The organism is Phocaeicola sp. RTP21359st1_B8_RTP21360_211022 (assembly GCF_040911965.1).
Lineage (GTDB): Bacteria > Bacteroidota > Bacteroidia > Bacteroidales > Bacteroidaceae > Phocaeicola > Phocaeicola vulgatus.
Window position 1 is genome coordinate 1 of sequence record NZ_JBDFXP010000033.1, and the last position, 18,017, is coordinate 18,017.

At 41.7% G+C, this 18,017-nt stretch carries 18 protein-coding genes; 7 read left to right on the plus strand and 11 right to left on the minus strand.

The genetic code is table 11. The features are described from left to right. The 5 genes from AB5062_RS15845 to AB5062_RS15865 form a co-directional block, all read right to left on the minus strand. Window positions 1–184: hypothetical protein (locus AB5062_RS15845; protein ID WP_368331264.1), on the minus strand; the 184-nt coding region annotated here is incomplete at its 3' end. Between the two features lie 24 nt (window positions 185–208). Further along, window positions 209–2,317, minus strand: coding sequence for a glycoside hydrolase N-terminal domain-containing protein (locus AB5062_RS15850; RefSeq protein ID WP_032953740.1), 2,109 nt, complete (start codon window positions 2,315–2,317; stop codon window positions 209–211). Between the two features lie 54 nt (window positions 2,318–2,371). After that, a complete protein-coding gene (locus tag AB5062_RS15855) occupies window positions 2,372–3,610 on the minus strand; it encodes a glycoside hydrolase family 105 protein (protein WP_032953739.1) in 1,239 nt (412 codons plus the stop codon). A 257-nt stretch (window positions 3,611–3,867) separates the two neighbouring features. Further along, window positions 3,868–4,578 carry a UMP kinase gene (gene pyrH, locus AB5062_RS15860; RefSeq protein WP_005839859.1) on the minus strand — a complete coding sequence of 237 codons (711 nt, stop codon included), beginning with the start codon at window positions 4,576–4,578 and terminating at the stop codon, window positions 3,868–3,870. 38 nt (window positions 4,579–4,616) lie between these two features. Continuing rightward, window positions 4,617–5,942, minus strand: a complete 1,326-nt coding sequence (locus AB5062_RS15865; protein ID WP_005849113.1) for an MATE family efflux transporter — start codon at window positions 5,940–5,942, stop codon at window positions 4,617–4,619. 158 nt (window positions 5,943–6,100) lie between these two features. Between AB5062_RS15865 and AB5062_RS15870 the strand changes: the two genes are divergently transcribed. Further along, a complete protein-coding gene (locus AB5062_RS15870) occupies window positions 6,101–7,540 on the plus strand; it encodes a S41 family peptidase (protein ID WP_005849111.1) in 1,440 nt (479 codons plus the stop codon). Here the strand turns inward: AB5062_RS15870 and AB5062_RS15875 are convergent. Genes AB5062_RS15875 through AB5062_RS15885 form a run of 3 tightly spaced genes read right to left on the minus strand, consistent with a single transcriptional unit; the run spans window position 7,537 to window position 9,027 of the window. Continuing rightward, window positions 7,537–8,304 carry a biotin--[acetyl-CoA-carboxylase] ligase gene (locus AB5062_RS15875; protein WP_005849109.1) on the minus strand — a complete coding sequence of 256 codons (768 nt, stop codon included), beginning with the start codon at window positions 8,302–8,304 and terminating at the stop codon, window positions 7,537–7,539. The two genes, AB5062_RS15870 and AB5062_RS15875, sit on opposite strands and share 4 nt — an antisense overlap. Continuing rightward, complete coding sequence (locus tag AB5062_RS15880) at window positions 8,288–8,644, minus strand: MmcQ/YjbR family DNA-binding protein (RefSeq protein WP_005849107.1); 357 nt, start codon at window positions 8,642–8,644, stop codon at window positions 8,288–8,290. The genes AB5062_RS15875 and AB5062_RS15880 overlap by 17 nt, the downstream gene beginning before the upstream one ends. A gap of 17 nt (window positions 8,645–8,661) precedes the next feature. Further along, window positions 8,662–9,027: a YraN family protein gene (locus AB5062_RS15885; RefSeq protein ID WP_005839876.1), complete on the minus strand. Its 366-nt coding sequence runs from the start codon at window positions 9,025–9,027 to the stop codon at window positions 8,662–8,664. 75 nt (window positions 9,028–9,102) lie between these two features. Between AB5062_RS15885 and AB5062_RS15890 the strand changes: the two genes are divergently transcribed. Both AB5062_RS15890 and AB5062_RS15895 read left to right on the plus strand, forming a co-directional pair. After that, window positions 9,103–9,336 (plus strand): hypothetical protein, encoded by a 234-nt coding sequence (locus tag AB5062_RS15890; protein ID WP_008674910.1) that lies wholly within the window; start codon window positions 9,103–9,105, stop codon window positions 9,334–9,336. 1 nt (window position 9,337) lies between these two features. Next, window positions 9,338–9,772, plus strand: a complete 435-nt coding sequence (locus AB5062_RS15895) for a nucleoside deaminase (RefSeq protein ID WP_005839880.1) — start codon at window positions 9,338–9,340, stop codon at window positions 9,770–9,772. 3 nt (window positions 9,773–9,775) lie between these two features. Here the strand turns inward: AB5062_RS15895 and AB5062_RS15900 are convergent, their stop codons facing one another. From AB5062_RS15900 to AB5062_RS15910, 3 genes are read right to left on the minus strand one after another with little or no spacing between them, the layout of a single operon-like run. Then, the gene (locus AB5062_RS15900) at window positions 9,776–10,078 is read right to left on the minus strand and encodes a DUF4834 family protein (protein ID WP_016270938.1); all 303 of its coding nucleotides are present in this window, start codon (window positions 10,076–10,078) and stop codon (window positions 9,776–9,778) included. Window positions 10,079–10,130: 52 nt separating this feature from the next. Beyond that, on the minus strand, window positions 10,131–10,838 hold the full coding sequence (locus AB5062_RS15905; RefSeq protein ID WP_118292506.1) for a phosphatidylcholine/phosphatidylserine synthase: 708 nt from the start codon (window positions 10,836–10,838) through the stop codon (window positions 10,131–10,133). Window positions 10,839–10,849: 11 nt separating this feature from the next. After that, complete coding sequence (locus AB5062_RS15910; protein WP_005849101.1) at window positions 10,850–11,536, minus strand: phosphatidylserine decarboxylase family protein; 687 nt, start codon at window positions 11,534–11,536, stop codon at window positions 10,850–10,852. A gap of 191 nt (window positions 11,537–11,727) precedes the next feature. Between AB5062_RS15910 and dnaE the strand changes: the two genes are divergently transcribed. From dnaE to AB5062_RS15930, 4 genes are all read left to right on the plus strand, one after another. After that, window positions 11,728–15,525 carry a DNA polymerase III subunit alpha gene (gene dnaE / locus AB5062_RS15915; protein WP_368326895.1) on the plus strand — a complete coding sequence of 1,266 codons (3,798 nt, stop codon included), beginning with the start codon at window positions 11,728–11,730 and terminating at the stop codon, window positions 15,523–15,525. Between the two features lie 41 nt (window positions 15,526–15,566). Further along, on the plus strand, window positions 15,567–15,881 hold the full coding sequence (gene trxA, locus AB5062_RS15920; RefSeq protein WP_005839896.1) for a thioredoxin: 315 nt from the start codon (window positions 15,567–15,569) through the stop codon (window positions 15,879–15,881). A gap of 35 nt (window positions 15,882–15,916) precedes the next feature. Next, window positions 15,917–16,252, plus strand: coding sequence for a hypothetical protein (locus tag AB5062_RS15925; protein ID WP_005839898.1), 336 nt, complete (start codon window positions 15,917–15,919; stop codon window positions 16,250–16,252). 179 nt (window positions 16,253–16,431) lie between these two features. Then, window positions 16,432–17,991, plus strand: coding sequence for a plasmid pRiA4b ORF-3 family protein (locus AB5062_RS15930; protein WP_368326894.1), 1,560 nt, complete (start codon window positions 16,432–16,434; stop codon window positions 17,989–17,991). Window positions 17,992–18,017: the final 26 nt, after the last annotated feature.

The window sequence follows — 18,017 nt, forward strand, 5'->3', positions numbered from 1 at the left end:
CGTTGATGCAGACAAAATCGTCTCCGTCAGGGGTATATTGCAGGCTTCGGGTGGCATTCCGGCGATGTTCGTTGTACGAAGTGGATTCTATGAAATCACCTATCTTTTGTGGCTGTTTGGTTTGTCCTGCGCCGGAAACGCTACCGATGCCCAATAGGCATAGAAGTAAATATGTCGTTTTCATGATAATAACTGCTAACTCCTGTTCTTACGGTAACGGCTGTAACCCTTCCCAGCGTACATTCCATTTGCCATCTTTCGGAAATCCGGGATTGTTTCCTTCCGATCCGTCCCATCCGGCGCACATCATGGCGACTGTGGTCAGTAATCCACCGTTGCCGGGCAGGTAAATACGCAGACGCCCGTCCTGGTAATTGTGACCGTTTACCAGATAGGTGTTGGTACGTTTGTCCATCAATAATGCGCTGACTGCCTTCTCGGGCTCACCCATTCGGGCGGCATTCATGGCTGTCATCGGATAATCCCAGCCCCAGGTCTTGTCCCAGTTCCAGTTATCCCAAATCCAGTGCAGGGTGTTTTTCATATATCCGGCATGAATCAGCTGATTCATGGGCAGGATGCCGACAGCGCCCAGCACTGCCATGTGGTCTGAGGTAAAACGGATATCTTTATAGGTATCCACCGCGGTCTCGGCTGCCAGATACAGCTGTTCGTCGTTGTATGCCAGCGGAGATAATTTCTCTATCAGCACATCCCATTCGGGTACACGTTCCATCCCTGTACGTTCACGCCATGTTTGGGCAACTTGCATGGCGAAATGCCAGTACGAAAGTTCAAAAGGCGGATTGACAGTTTCGGCGGCGCGCAACGTTTCCTGTGCGGGGATAGCGCCTTTCAAGACATAACGGTCGTGCTCTTCCTCGTATGTGGCGAATGAATACATGAATTCGGCGGTTTCCTGTATCAGGCTATTGTATTTTTTCAGCAGTTCTTCCGATGGATTAGCCCGATAGAGCAATTCTGCCAGGTAGATGAGATGAGGCTGTTGCCAGATCAGGAAGCTGCCTACTTTAGAGGGGGCTTCCGTACCGCTGGGATCAGTCATTTTCATCCAGCGTATGCCTTTGAAACCTTGTCTTTCCGCTATCTGGCGAGCTATGGGTTCCACGGTTTCATACCAGGATAAAGTGCGGTCCAGTAATTCGGGATGTCCCCATAAGGCGAATTGTGCCTGATGCCACCAGATCATTTCCAAATGGAATTTCCCGAACCAGGAGTTGTAAGTCAGTCCGGTTTCCTGTGGCGGGGTTGATCCGGCACATTGGATGGCGAGCAGATATTGGCTTAATACGACCCGGCGTTCCAATTCTTTGGCACGGACATCCGTACATTGTGAGAAGTCGGCGACAGCTCCCTGTGTCCAGTAATTTTGCCAGTGTCCGGAAGAGGCTTGTTGTACTTCCGCAAAAGTCAGGATGGGAGAAGCGGACGCTTGCGGTGTGAATTGGCAGGTGAATGTAAATACACTGTCCGTTGGCGTGAGTACGAAATAGTTTGCACTTTTTTCCCTCAGCTTCGCAGCGCCTTCCCAACTGATTGTTACATAATAGGTGGTTGCGTCGAGTGTTCTTTTTAACACGGCCGATTGTGCGTCTTCACTGACCAGGGTCGTGCTATGTTTATCATTCGCCTCCCAATTACAAGCATCGTCACAGTGACCGCCCGTGGGATAGGGGAAGTGAAACTTGATGCCGGCAGGTTGTTGGGCCGACAGGCGTGCGGCAATCATGTCACGCTCCGGATGGCAGACTGTCTGAATGTGGTAGGGAGTTTCTTTGAGAGTGAACCGGCTGTTGATGATACCGTTCCACATATCCAGTGATTGCTGTATGTTTTGCACATCCGAGGGACGTACTTCATTTTCTAATTCGAGTCCGATGATACCCAGATGCAGGCGGTGTGGGTTTACACGATACCAGTCGGATGCTTCCTTTGCTCTGTCGGGTTCTTTGGGTTGGGTGGCATATAGCTCTTTGTGCCCGTGGCCGAAGTCATACTCCACCAAGGCTTCCTCCGGTTTATAGTTTTCGGGATTTCCGAAGCTGTGCCATCCCCATTGGCTTTGTGTACCCAGTGGAACTCCGTTTTTATAGACTTCGGGAAAAGTCTGCAATCCTGTAGCATCTACCGTGTAGGCAAATTCTCCGTTTCCTACCGACAGGGAGGATAATGAATCCATGGCAGTTACTTCCGGATTATTGCGCGTTACCAGTGCATGGCGGTCTATGGCTTCCTCTTGGGGAGAGGTGCAAGCGGCCAATGCAAACATTGTCAGAGCATAAATGGTGTGTTTCATTGTATATAGCTAATTTAAAAAGATGGATAATTCTGTTGTTTATGCGATATGATTCTATTTGCCAAGTTGCAGGCAACCCATGATGAAAGGACCGGTAGCTTTGGCATCGTTGTCACGCATCTTTTCGCCAATGTAATATTCAAAGCTTCCGTCGCGGTAAGGAGTGCCGCCCAGTCCGCCTACTTGACAGCAACGGGTCAGCGTCAGAGTTCCGTCGGGGTTTTCGCGAAGCAATGTTTTCTTTAATCCGTTGAAGGCTTTTTCCGCGATGCTCCGGTATCGGGCGTCTATATATCCTTTGTTCACCGCTTTGGCATAAGCATACATACATTGGGTGGTTACGGATGCTTCGGGAAAATTACCTTCACGTTCGGGCTGGTCTATTACCTGATACCATAGCCCGTCTCTTTGATAGTTGGGCAGGCTTTCTGCCAAACCTTGAATCCAACTGATAAGCGAGGCACGTCCGGGGTGGTTGTCGGGAATATAGTCCAGTACATCTACCATGGCCATGAACCACCAGCCTATACTGCGTCCCCAGAAGTTAGGTGAAGTACCGTCTTGCGGATTTGCCCAACGTTGGGATTTGCTCTCGTCCCAGGCATGATGATATAATCCGGTTTCCGGTGAATAGGTATGTTTGTGGCAAAGTGTGAATTGTTTTACCGCTTCATCAATCAGATCAGGACGGTTGAATTCCGCTCCATAGCGGGCTAGGAAAGGAGAAGCCATATAAAGTCCGTCCAGCCACATCTGATGTTGATAGATCAATTTATGCCAGAAGCCACCTTCCAGCGTACGTGGTTGTCTTTTGAGTTGTTCTACCAGTAAGTCCATGGCTGCTTTGTATTTTTCTTTGCCTGTTTCTTTATAGAGGTCGAACAGTACTTTTCCTGAATTGATGTAATCCAGGTTGTAAGTTGACATATCATAAAGGTGGATTTCTCCTTTTTCGTTAATCAAACTATCCGCCCATTCCTCAACATACGTAAAGTAACGTTTGTCACCGGTATTTTTCCACATATCCAGCATGGCGCAACAGCCTACTCCTTGTGAATACCCGAAAAAGAGCCGTTTGCCATGATCCAGCTGATAAGCTTTGGGAAAGCGGAGCATCTCAGAGTCGGCAAAGCGCCGGGCATACGAGTCGGAAGATATGCCGGGAAGGGTTGTGGGGACTGTAGGGAGAGGGGCTACACATACTTCTCCACTGTACGGAATTGCTTTTTGGGCTTGGAGAGACATGGGAGCCATGCAGGCAGTCAATAAACAGATGTAACAGTAATTTTTCATGGTATTTCCTGTCGTTTTTATAGTCTTTGAATGATTTACATTTTTTGCTGATGTAAAAATAGGCTAATTAACGCTATAAGTCCATGAATAATTGTTCATTTAGATGGAAAATCTATCGGTTGAGTCTCTTTTTTAAGGAATATGTGTCAATAAAGAACGAATTTGTGGAAAAAATGGTAAGACAGAGAAAAACTGTTCACCCATCTGTCATCTAGAAGGAAATAAGGAATGACAAATGGATGAACTTGATGAGATAATCAGTTGTGTACCAGTGTTCCTATATTTTCACCGGTCATTACTTTTTTCAGGTTACCTACTGTGTCCATGTCGAAAACGATAATGGGCAGGTTGTTTTCCTTGCACATGCAGGTTGCTGTAAGATCCATTACTTTCAAACCGCGCTTCAATACCTCATCGTAGGTGATATCGTCAAATTTCGTAGCAGTGGGGTCTTTTTCCGGATCAGCTGTATAAATGCCGTCCACGCGTGTTCCTTTCAACATCACATCGGCTTCTATCTCGATACCACGCAGTGAAGACCCGGTATCGGTAGTAAAAAACGGATTGCCTGTTCCGGCAGACATAATCACAACTTCTCCGTTTTCCATCGCTTCAATCGCTTTCCATTTGTTGTAAAACTCACCGATGGGTTCCATGCGGATAGCTGTCAATACACGTGCCTTGACTCCGGCCGCTCCCAATGCGGAACTCAATCCCAAGCTGTTGATAACGGTTGCCAACATCCCCATTTGGTCACCTTTTACACGGTCAAAACCTTTGGAAGCTCCGCTCAGCCCCCGGAAGATGTTTCCACCACCGATTACAATACCTATTTGTACGCCAAGGTCGTGTATTTCCTTGATTTGTTGCGCATATTCACCCAGACGTTTTTCGTCTATACCATATTGCTTTTCGCCCATCAGGCTTTCGCCGCTCAGCTTCAGTAGAATTCTTTTAAATCTTGCCATATTGGTTTGTCTTTTAGTTTTTTGCAAAGATAAAAATATTAATCTTTTTTACTTGTTTTATATCCTAAAATATTTCTTCCCATGACTCCTTGCATTACTCCGCGAAGTAGAAGATAGGTAATGAATGCCATCCATAAAGCGTGATTGCCCATTGCCCCCCGGAAACCATAGTAAATAAGAAAGAAACTGACAGAGGCTACTATCATGGCTTTCAGCATCAGATGGGTGGCTGTCGCACCGATGAATATTCCATCGAACAAAAAAGCAGAGAAGCCTGCCAAAGGAATGGCAAGTACCCAATAAAAATAACTTTCGGAAGCATGAATGACAGTTGTTTCGTCAGTCAGTAATCCGAGAAAGGATTGTCCCCCTATACTATATAATAAGGTGAAAGCAAGCGATAATCCTACTCCCCAGCCGAATAGTTGGCGAACCGTCGTGTGGAGTGCTTTCTGATTATTGGCTCCGATATATCTTCCTGCCAATGCTTCTCCGGCGTATGCGAAGCCGTCCATAATGTAGGAGAATAAAGTGAATAATTGCATAAGTAATGTATTGACCGCCAACACCACTTCTCCTTGTGCCGCACCAGCCGAGGTGAAAAAGACAGTAACCGCCACCAGGCAGATGGTACGGAAAAAGATATCCCTGTTTACTTGGAAGAAACGGTACATGGCCTGTTTGTCAAAGAAGGAATGCCATTCTATGCGTTTCCGCAGGGTGCTGTAGTAGCGTAACCACAACAAATATGCCATGACTAGCCCGGCATATTGTGCAGTTAACGTTCCGATGGCGACACCTTCTATTTTCATTCCTAATCCATATACAAGAAGAAGACTGACCGCAATGTTCACTATATTTTGTGTGATGGCTATATACATGGGGAAACGGGAATTTTGCATACCGATATACCAGCCGGCAAAACTGTAAAGCCCTAATACAGCCGGTGCTCCCCAAATACAGATATAGAAATAGAGGGACGCCAGATGTTCTACTTCTTCAGTCGTTTGGATAAAGGTGAAGGCGGTTCTTTCTATAGGATATTGCAAGGCTAGCAAAGTAAATGCAATGAATAATCCTACTCCGACGGAACGGAGTAGTAACCGGGTGACTTCATTCAGGTCGTGCCTGCCGTATGCTTGTGAAGTCATGCCGCTGGTTCCCATACGCAGAAAACCGAAAATCCAGTAGATGATGTTGAAAAGCATTCCGCCTACAGCTATCGCTCCGATGTAGGCGGCAGAGCCCAAATGACCTACAATAGTAACATCAATCAAGCCCAACAGAGGAACTGTAATGTTTGAAACGATAGAAGGGATGGCTATTTGAAGTATTTTTTTGTTTCCGTTATTAAGTTGAATCATGAGTGTAGATTGATAGAGATGGATACAAAGGTACTCTCTTTCTCATAAATAACCAATGAAAATTTAAATTTGAATTGAAAATAGTTGTTGTTTAAGATGATATATCATTGGAATATAGATATATTTGCGGTTATTAAAATGATCAAAACAGGAGAATTATGAAAGAGAATTTTCAAATCCATATTTGGTTGGGCTTATTGTTATGTCTGTTAGGCATGTCATGTTCGGATGATACTCCGGCTAAAGGAGATGACCCGGGAAATGGTAACACGGAGTTGGAAGTCAATGAGTGGATAGAGAGTGTCATGCGCAGTGATTATTTGTGGAATAACGACATTCCTGCTCAAAATAAGTTGGATTTCTCTGCTGATCCCCAAACATTCTTTAGATCTATGCTCAGTTTGAAAGATGGAAAGACGAGAAACGGAAAGCATCTTTATTATTATTCTTATATGGAGAAGAATAAAGATTATAAAGCACGTACCAGCATTGATGCGGATGATACTTATGGTATGGAGTTTACTTTATTTAATGTTGTAAACGATAGTAATCAACCTTTAGGATATTATTATGCCCGTATTCTGTATGTTCTTCCTAATAGTCCGGCATCAAGTGCAGGTTTGGAAAGAGGGGATTGGATCGTGGGTGTTAAAGGAAAAAATAATATTAATTCCGATAATTATGGAATCTTATTAAATGGAGATAGGACTCAATGGCTCGTCAAACGTGGCGATACAGAGGTCAGAACTATTGATATAGAAGCTTCCCGGGCCGTGGAGGACAATCCCTTGTTCTATCACAATGTATATACTCGGGGAGATAAGAAGATTGGGTATTTGGTTTATAATCATTTTACTTCCGGACCGAATGGATATTCGGATCGTACCTATGATGAGGAAATGAAGAAGATATTCGCCGGATTTCAGGCGCAAGGTGTGAATGAATTTGTGCTGGACTTGCGCTATAATGGAGGTGGATATGAGAATTCTGCTAATATGCTCGCAGGACTCCTCATTCCAGAAGCTTCTCGAAAAAAGGTGTTTGCTGTTTTCTCTGACAATAAGGGACAATCCTATTCCAATGATTTTTGTGTGGAAACGAAAGGAACGGCAGGTTACTTGAAACTTAATTCCAATCGAATTTATATATTGACAAGCCAAAGTACGGCTTCTTCTTCGGAAGTCGTTATTAACAGCCTCAACCCATTTATGGATGTTACCCTTATTGGCGAATTGACAGAAGGGAAAAATGTAGGAATGGAGATGCAAAAGAATGATAAATATGAATGGATATATTGGCCTATCACATTGAGAGTGACTAATGCGGTGAATGATGACTACAGTGCTGGTTTTAAACCGGATATAGAATGGAATGAGTATGATTTGACTCAGAATCCGACAGACGCTTTATTACCATTGGGTGATCCGGATGAATTCATGCTGGGTAAGGCCATCTCCTTGATCACAGGAATAAACCGGTCAGCCAGAAGCATGAATACGTTATCCCAACCGATTATGAGGGGGGAATCTGTGTATCAATCGACAGAACGTCATGCCACTGGAGGAATGTTGATGGTTCCTGAAGAGAAGAACAACTAAAGGAGGTATTTAACTTCTTTGAAAGCATATTTTCTAAGAGAACCGTTTTTATCTTTCAGAATCAAATGTCCGTCGGGCTCCACACGGATCAGTTTGGCAGTAAACTCTCCTTTTGCATCGCAATAGGGGTGATAACCTTCCTTGCGGTATTGTGCTTTCAGGTAGTATTCCTGAATTTTGGTAATGATATCGGTTTCTCTGTTTTCTATCCGGGAATAGAGATCTATGATATGTTCCAATACGCTGTTCAGAACTTCCATTCTGTCTGTTTCCTTTTTAGTAATTTGTCTTAATGAAACAGGGTTGGGAGCAGATGAATGAAATTCTTCCTGGTTAATATTGATCCCTATCCCAATAATGCTCTGTGAAATTTGGCTTCCTGTTAAATCATTTTCAATCAATATGCCGGCTATTTTTTTGTCTTTCCAATAGATATCATTGGGCCATTTTATTTGCAGGCAATCTGCATGGACATAATGGGCCAATGCGGTACAAATGGCAGAAGCTACCGCCATAGATAAAATGAACTGACTGGCGGGAGCGATTGTTTGGGGGTAAAATACAGTGCTGAATGTCAGATTCTTGCCATATTCTGATTCCCATGAATTTCCACGCTGCCCTTTTCCGGCGGTTTGATATTCTGCCATAAGCGTGGTGAATTCCTTGATTTCTTTTTCCTGGCAAAGTTCTGCAAGTCGGTCATTTGTTGAGGTTACGGTTTCTTCTTTTAAGATTTTGCTTGACCAGTTAGGGGATCTCATCATATTCTTTTTTAAGTTTACGGGTGAATTTTTTGATAACCTCTTCGTATGAGTGGTCTATCAGTGATAAAATAAGTTTGTCGTCAATGTCACCTTGTAAGGATACTTGGTTCCAATATTTCTTATTGAAGTGATAGGCTCCTTCAATGCCGGAATGATGTTCTCTTAATTCCAAGGCATATTCGGGTGCACATTTTAAAGATAGCCATTCCGGGTTGTCCAATCCGATACAGGCATACATTTTCCCCATGACTTTGAATACTAAGGTGACATTGTCAAAAGGGAATTCTTCTGTTGTTCCTTTCTTTCTGATACAGTAATCGCGTATTGTTTCTATGTCCATATATAATATATATATTTTTACCAAATCGGAGGATAAAAGGCTTCTTCAATATGCTCTATAGTGAAAGGAGTCTTTTCGCCCACTAAGGTGATGATATCAAAACGTACAGGTAAATCTACTGAGAACTTGCGCAAGTATGCATCAGTTGAAGCTATAATTCTGCGAATCTTCTTATCTGTTACTGCATCTTCCGGATTACCGAATCTAGTATTCTTGCGGGTCTTTACCTCTATAACAATTAGTTCGTTCCGATATTCGGCGACAATATCCAGTTCTTTTTTTCCGCAATGCCAGTTCCGGTGGCGGATAGAATATCCTTTATCTATAAGATATGCAGCGGCCTCTTCTTCTCCCTCTTTGCCAAATTCGTTGTGTTCTGCCATTCTGTTTCTTTTTGTACAAAAATACTCTTTTTTATGCTTTGTATTTACAGAAGTAAAGCTAATTTTGCAGAGAATATGGCAAACAACGTAAAAAAGAGAGTAAAAGTACCGGCATCAACCCCTAAACGCAAGCAGCGTATGGTATGTTTGATGAGTGAAGAGGAGGTACGGATTGTGGATTGTTATCTTAAAAAGTATAAGATAACCAATAAGGCGCGTTGGTTACGCGAAACAGTATTGACTTTTATCCATCAGAAGATGGAAGAGGATTATCCTACATTGTTTAATGAACATGATATGAGAAGATAAGATGGCAGATGATACCTATTATATGAAACAAGCCTTGATGGAGGCTGTAAAAGCGGCTGAACAAGGAGAAGTTCCGGTGGGGGCGGTGGTAGTCTGTCGTGACCGCATCATTGGTCGTGGGCATAATTTGACAGAAACATTGAATGATGTTACAGCTCATGCCGAAATGCAGGCTGTCACAGCTGCGGCTAATACCTTGGGCGGGAAATACCTGAATGAATGTACTTTGTATGTCACTGTGGAACCGTGTGTGATGTGTGCCGGTGCCATAGCCTGGGCACAGACAGGAAAACTTGTCTTTGGTGCTGAAGATCCCAAAAGGGGATATCAAAAATATGCCCCCGATGCCTTGCATCCAAAGACGATCGTGGTGAAAGGAATACTCGCTGATGAATGTGCCCGATTGATGAAAGATTTCTTTAAGAAAAAACGATAATTCTTATTTCACCTCTTCATAATCTACATACTCTCCCTCATCGTCATCAAAGATTTTTTTTCTGTTTCCCGATGAATGAGAATGTCTATTTGAAGAAGATGAAGAGAATTCTGCAAAGTTTTCATTCTCGTCATTCGTTTGAGTCTGGGTATATGTATTTTGTTTTTGGTGGGTAGATGTTCGATTCTGGTAGGGGGGATGCTTGCCGATCCCGAACAATACACGCAGAATGTTGCCTAATATAGTGAAGCCGATAAAAATAATCAGCAGAAAAATAATAAGTAGAAAGCCTAAAAATCCAAACATAGTAATTTCTTTTTTTATATACCACGTACAACAAGCGTGCCACGTTTATTGTTTACGCTCTTTTTTTAGTTAAAAGAGATAGAATGATATACCACAGGATGATAGCTGCAAAACTGCTGATTTTGAAGAAAGCCAATAGGGGAATACATACAATGAGGAAAATATAGCTGACTTTGTTCTGTTTCCAGGCAAGACTCTTGAATTTTAATGAGAACATTGGAATTTCTGCCACCAGCAATAATGACATAATAACTACCAAGATGAAAAGATATGCCGCATTAAAAGAATCGGATATAAGAAAAGAATGTGCTCCTACAGTCAATGACCCCCAAAATAAAGCATTAGCCGGAGTGGGCATACCGATGAAACTACTGCTCTGGCGTGGGTCAATATTGAACTTGCCTAAACGCAAAGCTGAAAATACGGAAATAAGAAATGCTGTATAAGGCATATAATCGGCAACAGGCAATAGAAAATCAGGATAGTGTACCTCTTTAAATAAAGAAAAGACAATGGCGGAAGGAGCGAACCCAAAAGTGATGTCATCGGCCAACGAGTCTAATTCTTTTCCTAAAGACCCTGATACTTTGAACAAACGTGCCAACATGCCATCAAAGAAATCAAATACAGCGCCTAGTATAATGAAAGAGATGGCCAAGGTATAGTTTTCGTTAAAAGCCATGACACTGGCAATACAGCCGGAGAATAAATTACAGCAAGTTACCGCGTTAGGAATGTGGCGTGTGATACAGTTTGCCATTGGTGATTTTCTTATTTTAGTTTAGCAATGACGGTTTCGTTACCTACAGTCGCTTGTCCCATCTTGACACAGACTTCGGTTCCTAGTGGGAGATAAACATCTACACGCGAACCGAATTTAATAAACCCCATGTGTTCATCAATATAGCAATCTTCTCCTACTTCGGCATAGGTCACGATTCGACGGGCTATTGCTCCTGCTATCTGGCGCGCCATGACAGTATGTCCTTCAGGAGTTTCAATAACGACCATAGAACGTTCATTTTCCGTACTGGCTTTAGGCAGCCATGCTTTCATAAATTTACCGTTATGATGGTCTACATGTTTCACTACTCCGTCTACGGGATACCAATTGGCATGTACATTGACAATGCTCATAAAAATAGAAATCATTAACCGGCGGTCATGAAAATATTCATGTTCATCTACTTCTTCTATAACTACTATTCTTCCGTCTGCCGGGGCTACTACGATTTTTTCAGTGTCGTGCTCGAATAATCGAATGGGACAACGGAAAAAGTTAACCATTAACAGGTAAACAACGATACTTGCGGTGGCAAATATATAAAATGGAATTTTGCACTCAATTCCCCAAAACAATAGGGCATTGATACCAATTAACAGGATGGCACTGACAATCAAGATGCTTGTTCCCTCTCTATGTAGTCTTATTTTCTTTAATTTCTTCAGTCGGTTCATGATTGTATAAAACCAATTATCGTGCAAAAATAAACTTATTTTGAAAACCTTGCAAATAAAAGTTGTTAGAAATGCCTATTTCGACTTCATTTAAGATAAAAAAAGCGAATGTTGATAACTTCTTCTTTATCTTTTTGCAGGTTTTATGAAAGCAGAGTATCTTTAGACAATTTTTTAGTAGAGTAACGATTATGCAGGATTTTGTCCATTTACATGTCCATACCCAGTATTCCATCCTTGATGGCCAGGCGTCTATTCCACGTTTGGTAGACAAGGCTATGGCTGATGGAATGAAAGGTATAGCCGTAACAGACCATGGTGATATGTTCGGTATCAAGGAATTCTTCAACTATGTAAATAAGAAGAATAGCAGTACTAACAGTGAGATAAAGGATTTGAAGAAAAGAATAGCCGGACTGGAAAAAGGTATGGTGGAATGTGATAATCCCGAGACGGAACTTGTGGCATGCAAGGAAAAATTGGAAACGGCAAAGAAGAAACTGTTTAAACCGATTTTCGGTTGTGAGATGTATGTGGCGCGCCGTCGTTTATTCAACAAAGAAGGAAAACCCGATCAAAGTGGTTATCACTTGGTTGTGCTTGCTAAAAATGAAAAAGGATACCACAACCTCATAAAATTAGTATCAAAGGCATGGACGGAAGGGTTCTATATGCGTCCGCGTACTGACCGTGTGGAATTGGAAAAATACCATGAAGGGTTGATTGTCTGTACTGCGTGTATTGCCGGAGAGGTTCCTAGAAATATCATAGCTGGAAAATATGAAGAGGCTGAGGAAGCTATCCAATGGTATAAACGTGTATTCGGAGATGATTTCTATTTGGAATTGCAACGTCATAAAGCGACGGTTCCTCGTGCGAACCATGAAGCTTATAAATTGCAGCAAATTGCTAACGAAAAGCTGATAGAGTATTCTAAAAAATTCAATGTCAAGCTGGTTTGTACCAATGACGTTCACTTTGTAGATGAAGAGAATGCTGAAGCACACGACAGGCTGATCTGTCTGAGTACGGGTAAGGATTTGGATGATCCTAACCGTATGCTCTATTCAAAGCAAGAGTGGATGAAGACACGTGCCGAGATGAATGAAGTTTTCGCTGATGTTCCCGAGGCTCTTTCAAATACGGTGGATATTTGTGATCAGGTGGAATTTTATAGTATAGATCATGCACCGATTATGCCTACTTTTGCTATTCCTGAAGATTTTGGAACAGAAGAGGGATATCGGAAGAAATATACAGAAAAGGACTTGTTTGATGAGTTCACTCAAGATGAAAACGGTAACGTGGTAATGAGTGAGGAGGCCGCTAAAGCCAAAATAGAGAAACTGGGTGGCTATGACAAACTCTATCGTATTAAACTGGAAGCTGATTATCTGAAGAAATTAGCGTTGGAAGGTGCGCATAAGCGTTATGGAGAAGTATTGAGTGAGGAAGTGCAGGAACGGATCAAATTCGAACTTCATATTATGAAGACGATGGGTTTTCCCGGTTACTTCTTGATTGTGCAGGATTTTATTCGTGCCGCGCGTGAAGAATTGGATGTGTCTGTGGGACCGGGACGTGGATCAGCGGCAGGTTCTGCCGTAGCATATTGTTTGGGCATCACTAAAATAGACCCTATTGCATACGATTTGCTGTTCGAACGTTTCCTGAATCCCGACCGTATTTCTTTGCCTGATATTGATGTGGATTTTGATGATGATGGTCGTGGACGAGTATTGAATTGGGTAACTGAAAAATATGGTCAGGAAAAGGTGGCGCATATCATTACATACGGTACGATGGCAACCAAGCTGGCAATCAAGGATGTAGCCCGTGTACAGAAATTACCTTTATCGGAGTCCGACCGTTTGTGTAAGTTGGTTCCGGATAAGATTCCTGATAAAAAAATGAATTTGCCTAATGCCATAGCTTATGTTCCCGAACTACAGGCAGCGGAAGTCTCACCCGATCCTATTTTGCGTGATACGATAAAGTATGCAAAGATGTTGGAGGGGAATGTCCGTAATACAGGTGTGCATGCGTGCGGTACTATTATATGTCGAGATGATATAACGGACTGGGTGCCTGTAAGTACGGCAGATGATAAGGAAACCGGTGAAAAAATGCTGGTGACCCAGTATGAAGGTTCAGTTATTGAAGATACTGGATTGATCAAGATGGACTTTTTGGGTCTGAAGACCCTTTCTATTATCAAAGAGGCGATTGAAAATATCAAGCATAGTAAGGGGATTATCTTGGATATTGACGAGGTTGACATTTCGGATCCTCCTACTTATGCTCTTTATAGTGAAGGACGGACGATTGGTACATTCCAGTTCGAATCTGCCGGTATGCAGAAATATTTGCGGGAATTGGAACCTAGCACTTTTGAGGATTTGATTGCGATGAATGCCCTTTATCGTCCGGGACCTATGGATTACATTCCGGACTTTATCGACCGTAAGCATGGCCGTAAGCCTATTGAGTATGATATTCCTATTATGGAGAAATATTTGAAAGATACATATGGTATTACGGTATATCAGGAGCAGGTCATGCTTTTGTCACGTTTGCTGGCGGATTTTACTCGTGGCGAATCCGATGCCTTGCGTAAAGCAATGGGTAAAAAACTGAGGGACAAACTAGACCATATGAAGCCTAAGTTTATTGAAGGCGGACGGAAGAACGGTCATGATCCCAAAGTACTTGAGAAGATTTGGACGGACTGGGAAAAGTTCGCTTCTTATGCATTCAATAAATCTCATGCTACTTGTTATTCGTGGGTGGCTTATCAGACAGCTTTTCTGAAAGCAAACTATCCGGCGGAATATATGGCGGCTACGATGAGCCGGAATATTTCGAATATCACGGAAATTACTAAATTGATGGACGAGAGTAAGGCGACTGGTATCATGACCAAGGGACCTGATGTGAATGAAAGTTATCTGAAGTTTTCTGTGAATCGTAAAGGGGATATCCGTTTTGGACTGGGAGCCATTAAGGGAGTGGGGGAAAGTGCTGTGCAGTCTATCCTTGAAGAACGTGAGAGAAATGGAGAATATAAAGATATTTTCGATTTTGTGCAGCGTGTAAATCTTTCGGCTTGCAATCGTAAGAATATAGAAAACTTGGCTTTGGCAGGTGCTTTTGATAGTTTCACAGGAATAAAGCGTGAAGACTTCTTTGTAAAGAACGCTAAAGATGAAACATTTACCGAAGTGTTGGTACGTTATGGGAATAAGTATCAGATGGATAAAGCCGCGGCTGCAAATTCTTTGTTTGGAGGTGAGAATCAGGTGGATATTGCTACTCCCGAAATCATTCCGTCTCCTGCATGGGGGGATTTGGAACGTTTGAATAAGGAACGTGATTTGGTAGGTATCTATCTTTCTGCCCATCCGTTGGATGAGTATGCTGTTATATTAGAGAATGTATGCAATGTCCACATGGCGGAACTTGCCGATTTAACCCCTTTGCAGAACAGAGACTTAACCATGGGAGGGATTGTGACTGCAGTGCGTGAGGGGTATACCAAGACGGGAAAACCATACGGTATTGCTAAAGTGGAAGATTATTCGGGCTCAGCAGAATTTGCTTTCTTCGGTAATGAATGGGTAGAGAAGAAGAACTTTTTTATGACCGGTATGTTTTTATTTATGCGAGGGAAATGTCAGCCAAAACAATGGCGGCAGGAAGAATGGGAGGTGAAGATAAGTACTATTGAGTTGTTACCGGAAGTAAAGGAAAAGATTATTGAGAAACTTACAGTTTCAGCTCCTTTGTCTGCATTGGATGAAGAGCTGATAACGGAGTTTTCAGCCTTAATCAAGGCACATCCCGGTAATGCAGAGCTTTATTTTCATGTGATGGATGAGGATGGACAAATGTATGTCAATCTGATGTCACGTACTATGAAAATTTCAGTTCAAAAAGAGATCATGACTTATTTAAAGAGCCAACCACAGCTCTCTTACAAAATTAATTAGTATATTTGCGCTAACATTTTAAATAACTAAGTATAATAATTATGGCACTAGAAATTAAAGATAGCAATTTTGAAGAATTGCTGGCATCAGGCAAGCCTGTAGTAGTGGACTTTTGGGCAACATGGTGTGGTCCTTGTAAAAAAATAGCTCCGGATGTTGAAGCTTTGGCAGAAGAATATAAGGATCAGGTAATAATTGGAAAGTGCGACGTGGATGATAACGACGAACTGACCGGTAAATTTGGTGTACGTAACATTCCTACTGTTCTTTTTATCAAGGACGGTGAAGTGAAAGATAAGACTGTAGGTGCAGTGACCAAAGCTCAGCTGGAAGAAAAAATAAAAGCTTTACTGTAATAAAAAGAATATTCACCCCTTTAATATATACGACTATGGGAATGGAAGACGATTTCTTATTGGAAGATGAGGATGATCAAAAAACTATAGAGTTTATCAAAAATTATCTGCCTCAGGATTTGAAAGATAAATTCACGGAGGATGATTTATATTATATCCTTGATGTGATTGTGGATTACTATACCTCCAGCGGATGCCTTGATGTACAACCTGATGAAGAGGGATACATTAACATTGATCAAGATGAAATTGTGAATTACATAGTCAAGGAAGCCAAGAAAGACGGAATGGGGCCTTATGACCCCGATGATGTATTCTTTGTAGTCCAAGGGGAAATGGAATATGGGAATTCATTGGGACAAGTGGATTAAGAAGAAAGTCTCATAATAAAATAAAAGATGCGTATCTCTATGTGGGGGATGCGCATTTTTTTATACTTGAAAACAAGGTAGTATCTACTATTAGCTCTCTTATTTCTTTTGTAAAAGAAAATAATAGAATACCTTTGTAAAAACACTCATGCTCATTTTAACTATAAAAACATTGCTTAATGGCTAAAAAGAAAAATTCCCAATTCCTACCTGGTCTTTTGGAGGATATCATGTCTTTATTGACCCCGGAAGAACAAGAAATTGCATTTGAATTGTTTAATGATGGAGCGAATCAGGTAGATGAAGAACTGTCTCATATTTATTATCATCATCAGTGTCCCGATTATAGATTGATTGCGCAGCCGATCGCATCTTATCTGATGCCTTTGTGGACGATGGATGATATGAGTAGTCTGTCACCGGCTGAAATCTACTCTTCTTGTGCTGTTATTCCACAAGAAACATTGGAACGAGATCTCCGCAATTTTATCTTTAATATCTTTGTCGTATATCGGAAAATGCCCGAAAAATGTTATTCATATAGAATGTGGTATGCATTAGGAATAATGGAGCATTTTCGTATGGAACATTGTTTGGATATTGTTTTGGAAGTGCTGCGGCAAGATTTGGATTTTTATGATTTTTATTTCGGTTATTTGTATGAAACAATGTTGTCTGCCATTACCTATCAATTGGGACAGAATCAATTAGATGTTTTGATAGACTTTATGAAAGAGCCCGGACTGCTTCCTATGTCTAAATATAGAGTGATTGAAGCTGTTGCTCATATTGTGATAACTCATCCTGACAGAAGAGAGGAAGTGATGGATTGGTTTGGTAATTTGTTGAGTTACTATTTTGATGTACTGAAAGAGCAGAAGAATGATATTTGTTCTACTTTGCTGCTTGATCATGTTACAGCTTGCATGATGGATATTCGCGGGGTAGAAACTTTACCTATTTTGCAAAAGATTTATCGGACTTATCATATTAAACCTTATGGTATTCCAAGTATTAATGAACTAAAGAAAAAAATGCCTTATGCGGAAATGCATGGGTTGGAAATGGAACGGGTAGAGGATTATCTAGTTGAAGTTTTCGAGGTTGCTACTGACGAGGAAGAAGATGAGGAGATTTATGATGATCCGCTTTATATGGAGGAGCAGCCTGCTAAAAAATTTAGAATAAAAATAGAGTTGAAAGACTCTGAACCATTAGTCTGGCGCATATTGGAGGTTCCTTCGAATATTTGTTTGGAAAGATTTTCTGAGGTGGTAGAAGTGGCAATGGGATGGGATGGTTATCATTTGCATCGTTTTATTAAGGGGAACACTTATTATCTTCCTCCCAAAGATCGGGCAGATGATTGTTTTTTTGAGGGTGTACCCAAACAGTTTGATTCCGGTATGCTTTCTTTAGGTGAATTATTAAGTCGTAAGGGATCAAAAATTAAGTATGAATATGATTTCGGTGATAGTTGGATACATGAAATTATATTAGAATCCTGCCAGTCCTATAAGAAAGAGGAAATTCCGGTTATAGCCTTGTTGGATGGTGAAAATGCTTGTCCGCCAGAAGATTGTAATGGCATATGGGGGTATAGGAAAATGCTGAAAGCTTTAGAAAAGCCTCGCTCTAAAGCTGCGCGTGAATATAAAGAATGGTTGGGGTATAATTTTGATCCTACTGAATTTGATCTTGATGAAACTAGGGGGCTGTTGGCTGAAATTGTAGATTGATTTGGATTTTTGTTATAACAGGGGGC

Coding starts and splice junctions, on each gene's coding strand:
- AB5062_RS15925 (WP_005839898.1), top strand. CDS start 15,917: ATGGGAATGGAAGACGATTTCTTATTGGAAGATGAGGATGATCAAAAA.
- pyrH (WP_005839859.1), bottom strand. CDS start 4,578: ATGGCAAGATTTAAAAGAATTCTACTGAAGCTGAGCGGCGAAAGCCTG.
- trxA (WP_005839896.1), top strand. CDS start 15,567: ATGGCACTAGAAATTAAAGATAGCAATTTTGAAGAATTGCTGGCATCA.
- AB5062_RS15855 (WP_032953739.1), bottom strand. CDS start 3,610: ATGAAAAATTACTGTTACATCTGTTTATTGACTGCCTGCATGGCTCCC.
- AB5062_RS15885 (WP_005839876.1), bottom strand. CDS start 9,027: ATGGCAGAACACAACGAATTTGGCAAAGAGGGAGAAGAAGAGGCCGCT.
- AB5062_RS15930 (WP_368326894.1), top strand. CDS start 16,432: ATGGCTAAAAAGAAAAATTCCCAATTCCTACCTGGTCTTTTGGAGGAT.
- AB5062_RS15875 (WP_005849109.1), bottom strand. CDS start 8,304: ATGATGAGATCCCCTAACTGGTCAAGCAAAATCTTAAAAGAAGAAACC.
- AB5062_RS15880 (WP_005849107.1), bottom strand. CDS start 8,644: ATGGACATAGAAACAATACGCGATTACTGTATCAGAAAGAAAGGAACA.
- AB5062_RS15870 (WP_005849111.1), top strand. CDS start 6,101: ATGAAAGAGAATTTTCAAATCCATATTTGGTTGGGCTTATTGTTATGT.
- AB5062_RS15890 (WP_008674910.1), top strand. CDS start 9,103: ATGGCAAACAACGTAAAAAAGAGAGTAAAAGTACCGGCATCAACCCCT.
- AB5062_RS15905 (WP_118292506.1), bottom strand. CDS start 10,838: ATGGCAAACTGTATCACACGCCACATTCCTAACGCGGTAACTTGCTGT.
- AB5062_RS15895 (WP_005839880.1), top strand. CDS start 9,338: ATGGCAGATGATACCTATTATATGAAACAAGCCTTGATGGAGGCTGTA.
- AB5062_RS15850 (WP_032953740.1), bottom strand. CDS start 2,317: ATGAAACACACCATTTATGCTCTGACAATGTTTGCATTGGCCGCTTGC.
- AB5062_RS15910 (WP_005849101.1), bottom strand. CDS start 11,536: ATGAACCGACTGAAGAAATTAAAGAAAATAAGACTACATAGAGAGGGA.
- AB5062_RS15900 (WP_016270938.1), bottom strand. CDS start 10,078: ATGTTTGGATTTTTAGGCTTTCTACTTATTATTTTTCTGCTGATTATT.
- AB5062_RS15865 (WP_005849113.1), bottom strand. CDS start 5,942: ATGATTCAACTTAATAACGGAAACAAAAAAATACTTCAAATAGCCATC.
- dnaE (WP_368326895.1), top strand. CDS start 11,728: ATGCAGGATTTTGTCCATTTACATGTCCATACCCAGTATTCCATCCTT.